Origin of the sequence: Streptomyces sp. NPDC059371, assembly GCF_042751995.1 — a bacterium.
GTDB lineage: Bacteria > Actinomycetota > Actinomycetes > Streptomycetales > Streptomycetaceae > Streptomyces.
In genome coordinates this window covers 1-5,283 of the sequence record NZ_JBHYXD010000190.1, presented here as the reverse complement: position 1 = coordinate 5,283, position 5,283 = coordinate 1, and the positions used below count along the sequence as shown (strand labels likewise).

The window sequence follows — 5,283 nt, the reverse complement described above, 5'->3', positions numbered from 1 at the left end:
CCTCAAACGCCGGAGGGGCTGGAACTTGCGCCGGAGGGGCTGGAATTTCACGCCGGAGGGGCTGGGATTTCACGCCGGAGGGGCTGGGATTTCACGCCGGAGGGGCTGGGATTTTCAGTGTCCGGAGGGGGTGGGACCGGAGGCCGGGTCCGGGAAGTGCTTCGTCAGGGTGTACTCCGTGATTCCCGGGGGGTAGTCGGGGATCACGGCCACCACCTCGTAGCCGTGTTTGCGGTAGAAGTCCGGGGCCTGGAAGTCCCAGGTCTCCAGGCGGGCGGCGCGGCAGCCGCGCTCGGTGGCGGTCTGCTCGGCCCGCGCGAGGAGCCGGGTGCCGAGGCCGGTGCCGCGGTGGCGGGCGTCGACCCACAGGTAGGTCACGTGCAGCCAGGTCGTCCAGGTGTGGCCCGCCAGGCCGCCGGCCAGGCCGCCGGCCTCGTCCAGGGCCCAGACGTGGAGCGGGAGTTCCCGTTCGCCCGGGGTTCCGCGCAGCGCGCGCAGCACCGGGGACGCCGCCGTGTTCGTGTCCAGCAGCCGTCTGCGGAGCAGATCCCGCCGCTCCTTGTCGTCTCCTGTCTCGATACGAAACATACGGCTCACCATAAACGCGCTGGCCAACCAGTTCTGCAAATTGCCTTCCGCTCCCGGTCCTCGCCCGTACTCTGATGGGCAGTGCCGGTGGGGGCCGGTGCTGATCAGGGGGCGAGACAGTCGGGTACGACGCCCGAAGTGGGGGTAGCACTTCCAGCACGGCGGCGGCCGTGCGGCGGAGGCACCTCGTTTTCCGGGTCGCAAGCGGGCCCGGGATCACCTCGGGCGCCGTACCCGTACGGATCGTCCCCCGACAGTGGGGGTTTCTGTGGTTCGCATCCGAGTACTGGTCGTCGACGACCATCGCATCTTCGCCGAGTCGCTCGCCGCCGCGCTCGCGGCCGAGCCCGATGTCGACGTGTCCGCCGCCGGCAGCGGTCCGGCCGCGCTGCGCTGCCTCGAACGCGCGGCGGCCGAGGGCCGCCGCTTCGACGTGCTGCTCGTCGACGCCGACCTGGGCGGCAACCTGCCGGGCATGCGCCCGGCGGTGCCCGTCCAGGAGAGCAACGAGGACGGACTGGTCGACGGCATCTCGCTGGTCGCCGGAGTGCGTTCGGGACAGCCGGGCGTACGGACCGTCGTGCTGGCCGAGAAGGACGACCCGCGCCGGGCCGCGCTCGCCCTGCAGGCCGGGGCCTCCGGATGGGTCGCCAAGGACTGCTCGCTGTCGCGGCTGCTCACCGTCATAAGGGGTGTGCTGCGCGACGAGACCCATCTGCCGCCCGCCCTGCTCACCGGCGTGCTGCGCGAGCTCACCGCCGCGCGCAAGCACCGCACCGAGAGCGAGCGGCTCGTCGAGTCGCTGACGCCCCGCGAGCGCGAGGTACTGCGGTGCATGGTCGCCGGGCTCGGGCGCAAGGCGGTGGCGGAGCGGCTGTTCCTGTCGCCGCACACCGTCCGCACCCATATGCAGAACGTCCTCGGCAAGCTCGGGGTGCACTCCACCCTCGCCGCCGTCGCCCTGGCCAGACGCGCCGGTGTCGGACCCGTCGACCTAACCGGGGATGTTGTCGAACGGGGCGGTCAACTGGCGTAGCAGTCCCGCCAGTTCACCGCGCTGTGACCGGCTCAGCTCGGCGAGGATCGCCCGCTCCTGGTCGAGCAGGCCGGCCAGCGCCTGGTCGGCGCGGTCGCACCCCTCGTCCGTGAGGCGCACGAGCACGCCCCTGCGGTCGCTCGGGTCCGGGAGGCGCTCCACCAGACCCTTCTTGGTCAGGCGGTCGATGCGGTTCGTCATCGTGCCGGAGGTGACGAGCGTCTGGGTCAGCAACTGTCCGGGGGAGAGCTGATACGGGGATCCCGCGCGCCGCAGCGCCGTCAGGACGTCGAACTCCCAGGGCTCCAGGCTGTGCTCGGCGAAAGCGAGCCGGCGCGCGCGGTCCAGGTGCCGGGCCAGCCTGCTCACCCGGCTGAGCACCTCGAGCGGTTCCACGTCGAGGTCAGGGCGCTCCCGGCGCCACGCAGCGACCAGCCGATCGACCTCGTCCTCCATGACGATCAGTGTAGTGGTTGTGTCGACATGAAGTCTCTTGATGTGGAGTTTCTCGATAACAAGTCTCTTGACGTCGAGATATATTTCCTGTGAGGCTGGAGACCCGAACGGTCCGGTCACCGTCGCTCTTTCGCGGTCCGCGACCCCGCGGCGACTTCGAGGAGGCCACCCATGGCTGCCACCCCCACCTGGGACCCGGGTCAGTACCTGCGCCACTCCCGGCACCGGGCCCGCCCCTTCGCGGACCTTCTCGCCCAGGTCTCCGATCTTCCACGCGACCCCGCCCGCATCGCCGACCTCGGCTGCGGCCCCGGCAACGTCACCGTCCAGCTCGCCGCGCGCTGGCCCACCGCGCGCATCACCGGCTACGACAACTCCGCCGACATGCTGGCCAGGACCGAGGAGCACGCCGGTCCCACGGCCGGCGGCGGACGGCTCGACTTCGCCCACGCCGACCTCACCGACTGGGTGCCCGCCGAGACGTACGACCTGATCACCTCGAACGCCGCCCTCCAGTGGGTGCCGGGACACCTGGACGCGCTGCCGGGCTGGCTCGACGCCCTCGCGCCCGGCGGCACCCTCGCCTTCCAGATGCCGCACAACACCGACGCCCCGCTGCACGTCCTCCTGCGCGAACTCGCCACCTCCCCGCGCTGGAAGGGCCTCCTCGGCGACATCCTCCGCCCCGCCGACTCGGTCCACGACCCGCTCGTCTACCTGGACCGACTGGAGAGCGCCGGCTGCCGGACGGACGTCTGGGAGACCACGTACATGCAACTGCTGACCGGTCCCGACCCCGTGCTCGACTGGGCGAAGGGGACCGCGCTGCGGCCCGTGCTGACCGCCCTCGCGGACGACCCCGAGGCCGCGGACACCTTCCTCGGCGCCTACCGGGACCTGCTGCGCGAGGCCTACCCCGCCCGGCCGTACGGCACGGTCCTGCCGTTTCGCCGGCTGTTCGCCGTGGCCCGGAAGGAGGCCTGATGCTCACCGCGCTCGACCATGTCCAGCTCGCCGCCCCGCCGGGCTCCGAGGACCGGCTGCGCGCGTACTACGCCGACGCCCTCGGCATGACCGAGACGCCCAAGCCGCCCGTCCTCGCCGCCCGCGGGGGCTGCTGGTTCCGGGCGGGGGCCGTCGAGCTGCACCTCGGGATCGAGGCATCCTTCCGTCCCGCGAAGAAGGCCCACCCCGGGCTGCGTGTCACCGGCATCGACACCTGTGCCGCACGGATCGCGGCCGCCGGCTTCCCCGTCATCTGGGACGAGGACCTGCCCGGCCACCGGCGCTTCTTCTCCGAGGACCCCGTCGGCAACCGCCTCGAATTCCTGGAGCCGGACCCGGAACCGAGCTGAGGCGCTTCCCGCGCGAGGAGGTGGGCCCGGCGGGCCGGGAGCGGGACTCCCGGCCCGTTCCCTAGGCCTTGCGATGCCCTATCAGCCGGGGCTTCGGCTCCAGACCGTCCAGGCCGTGCCACGCCAGATTCACCAGATGCGCGGCGACCTCCGCCTTGCGCGGCTTGCGGACGTCCAGCCACCACTGGCCCGTCAGTGCGACCATGCCGACCAGGGCCTGGGCGTACAGCGGTGCCAGCTTCGAGTCGAAGCCGCGGCTCTTGAACTCGCGGCCCAGGATGTCCTCCACCTGGGTGGCGATGTCCGAGATCAAGGACGCGAACGAACCCGTCGACTGCGGGATGGGGGAGTCGCGGACCAGGATGCGGAACCCGTCCGTGTACTCCTCGATGTAGTCCAGAAGAGCGAACGCCGCCTGCTCGCACAGCTCACGAGGATGGCCCGCCGTCAGCGAACTGGTCACCATGTCCAGCAGCCGCCGCATCTCGCGGTCCACCACCACCGCGTACAGGCCCTCCTTGCCGCCGAAGTGCTCGTAGACCACCGGCTTGGAGACACCGGCCTTGGCCGCGATCTCCTCCACCGACGTGCCCTCGAAGCCCTTGGCCGCGAACAGGGTGCGGCCGATCTCCAGCAGCTGCTGACGGCGCTCGGCGCCGGTCATGCGGGTGCGGCGCGCGCGCCGCGGCTTTTCGTTGCTGCTCGGGGTGCTGCTGGAGTCGGTCGCCACGCCGTCAATCATGCCGCTTCAGCGGTTTCCGTCTTGCGTCGGGAGCCGTTCCCGTCGTCGTTGCGGCGCGAATCGATACGCGAGCGTGACGGCCAGCGCACGTCGTAGGCCCAGCCGAGCTGCTCGCACCAGCGGATGATCCGCGCCGACGAGTCGAGCTGGCCGCGGTCCACACCGTGCCGGGCGGACGTCGGGTCGGAGTGGTGGAGGTTGTGCCAGGACTCTCCGCACGAGAGCACCGCCAGCCACCACACGTTGCCCGAACGGTCACGCGACTTGAACGGACGCTTGCCGATCGCGTGGCAGATCGAGTTGATCGACCAGGTCACGTGGTGCAGCAGCGCGACCCGGACGAGTGACCCCCAGAAGAACCCGGTGAACGCGCCCCACCACGACATCGTCACCAGACCGCCGATCAGGGCCGGCAGGCCCAGCGAGAGCAGGGTCCAGAGGAGGAACTGACGCGAGATCGCCCGGATCACCGGGTCCTTGACCAGATCGGGCGCGTACTTCTCCTGCGAGGTCCGCTCCTCGTCGAACATCCATCCGATGTGCGCCCACCACAGGCCCTTCATCAGCGCGGGGACCGTCTCGCCGTAACGCCACGGCGAGTGCGGGTCACCCTCCGCGTCGGAGAACTTGTGGTGCTTGCGGTGGTCGGCGACCCAGCGCACGAGAGGGCCCTCGACCGCCATCGATCCCGCGACCGCGATCGCGATCCGCAGGGGCTGCTTCGCCTTGAACGAGCCGTGCGTGAAGTAGCGGTGGTAACCGATCGTCACACCGTGGCAGCCCAGGTAGTAGAAGAAGACCAGCAGGCCGGCGTCCAGCCAGCTCAGCCCCCATCCCCAGGCCAGCGGCACCGCAGCCAGCAGAGCCAGGAACGGAACAGCGATGAAGAGGAGAAGGGTGAACTGTTCGAGTGACCCCTTCTTCTCGCCGCCGAGGGTCGCGGCGGGGAGCGAGGTGTCGTCGTCCGCCCGCGGGGCGTCGTCGATCACATCGGAACTCGTGGTCATGGGCGTCCCCTGTGGGGTTCGAGGGTGAGGAACGGCGGGGAAGAGTGTCCGGGTGCGAAACCCAGGTATTCCCGTCGGCCGGCGGGGAAACCCAGGGTC

General features: G+C 70.7%; 7 protein-coding genes. 3 read left to right on the top strand and 4 right to left on the bottom strand.

The features are described from left to right. Nucleotides 1-114 precede the first annotated feature (114 nt). The gene (locus ACFXGX_RS42965; RefSeq protein WP_384803870.1) at nucleotides 115-600 is read right to left on the bottom strand and encodes a GNAT family N-acetyltransferase; all 486 of its coding nucleotides are present in this window, start codon (nucleotides 598-600) and stop codon (nucleotides 115-117) included. A gap of 256 nt (nucleotides 601-856) precedes the next feature. On the opposite strand from ACFXGX_RS42965, the gene ACFXGX_RS42960 reads away from it, so the two are divergent. Next, nucleotides 857-1,624 (top strand): response regulator transcription factor, encoded by a 768-nt coding sequence (locus ACFXGX_RS42960; protein ID WP_326787288.1) that lies wholly within the window; start codon nucleotides 857-859, stop codon nucleotides 1,622-1,624. Here ACFXGX_RS42960 and ACFXGX_RS42955 read toward each other — a convergent pair. Continuing rightward, on the bottom strand, nucleotides 1,583-2,080 hold the full coding sequence (locus ACFXGX_RS42955) for a MarR family winged helix-turn-helix transcriptional regulator (RefSeq protein ID WP_384803867.1): 498 nt from the start codon (nucleotides 2,078-2,080) through the stop codon (nucleotides 1,583-1,585). The genes ACFXGX_RS42960 and ACFXGX_RS42955 overlap by 42 nt on opposite strands. Nucleotides 2,081-2,251: 171 nt before the next feature. Here ACFXGX_RS42955 and ACFXGX_RS42950 point away from each other — a divergent pair, with 171 nt between their 5' ends. Then, complete coding sequence (locus ACFXGX_RS42950) at nucleotides 2,252-3,064, top strand: trans-aconitate 2-methyltransferase (RefSeq protein WP_384803864.1); 813 nt, start codon at nucleotides 2,252-2,254, stop codon at nucleotides 3,062-3,064. Then, nucleotides 3,064-3,435 carry a glyoxalase gene (locus tag ACFXGX_RS42945; protein WP_384803861.1) on the top strand — a complete coding sequence of 124 codons (372 nt, stop codon included), beginning with the start codon at nucleotides 3,064-3,066 and terminating at the stop codon, nucleotides 3,433-3,435. The genes ACFXGX_RS42950 and ACFXGX_RS42945 overlap by 1 nt, the downstream gene beginning before the upstream one ends. Before the next feature lie 61 nt (nucleotides 3,436-3,496). Here ACFXGX_RS42945 and ACFXGX_RS42940 read toward each other — a convergent pair whose 3' ends face one another. Together ACFXGX_RS42940 and ACFXGX_RS42935 are read right to left on the bottom strand one after the other, a co-directional pair. Next, nucleotides 3,497-4,177, bottom strand: a complete 681-nt coding sequence (locus ACFXGX_RS42940; protein ID WP_261703951.1) for a TetR/AcrR family transcriptional regulator — start codon at nucleotides 4,175-4,177, stop codon at nucleotides 3,497-3,499. Then, nucleotides 4,174-5,184: an acyl-CoA desaturase gene (locus tag ACFXGX_RS42935; protein ID WP_384803858.1), complete on the bottom strand. Its 1,011-nt coding sequence runs from the start codon at nucleotides 5,182-5,184 to the stop codon at nucleotides 4,174-4,176. Before ACFXGX_RS42935 ends, ACFXGX_RS42940 begins: the two co-directional genes overlap by 4 nt. Between the last annotated feature and the right edge of the window lie 99 nt (nucleotides 5,185-5,283).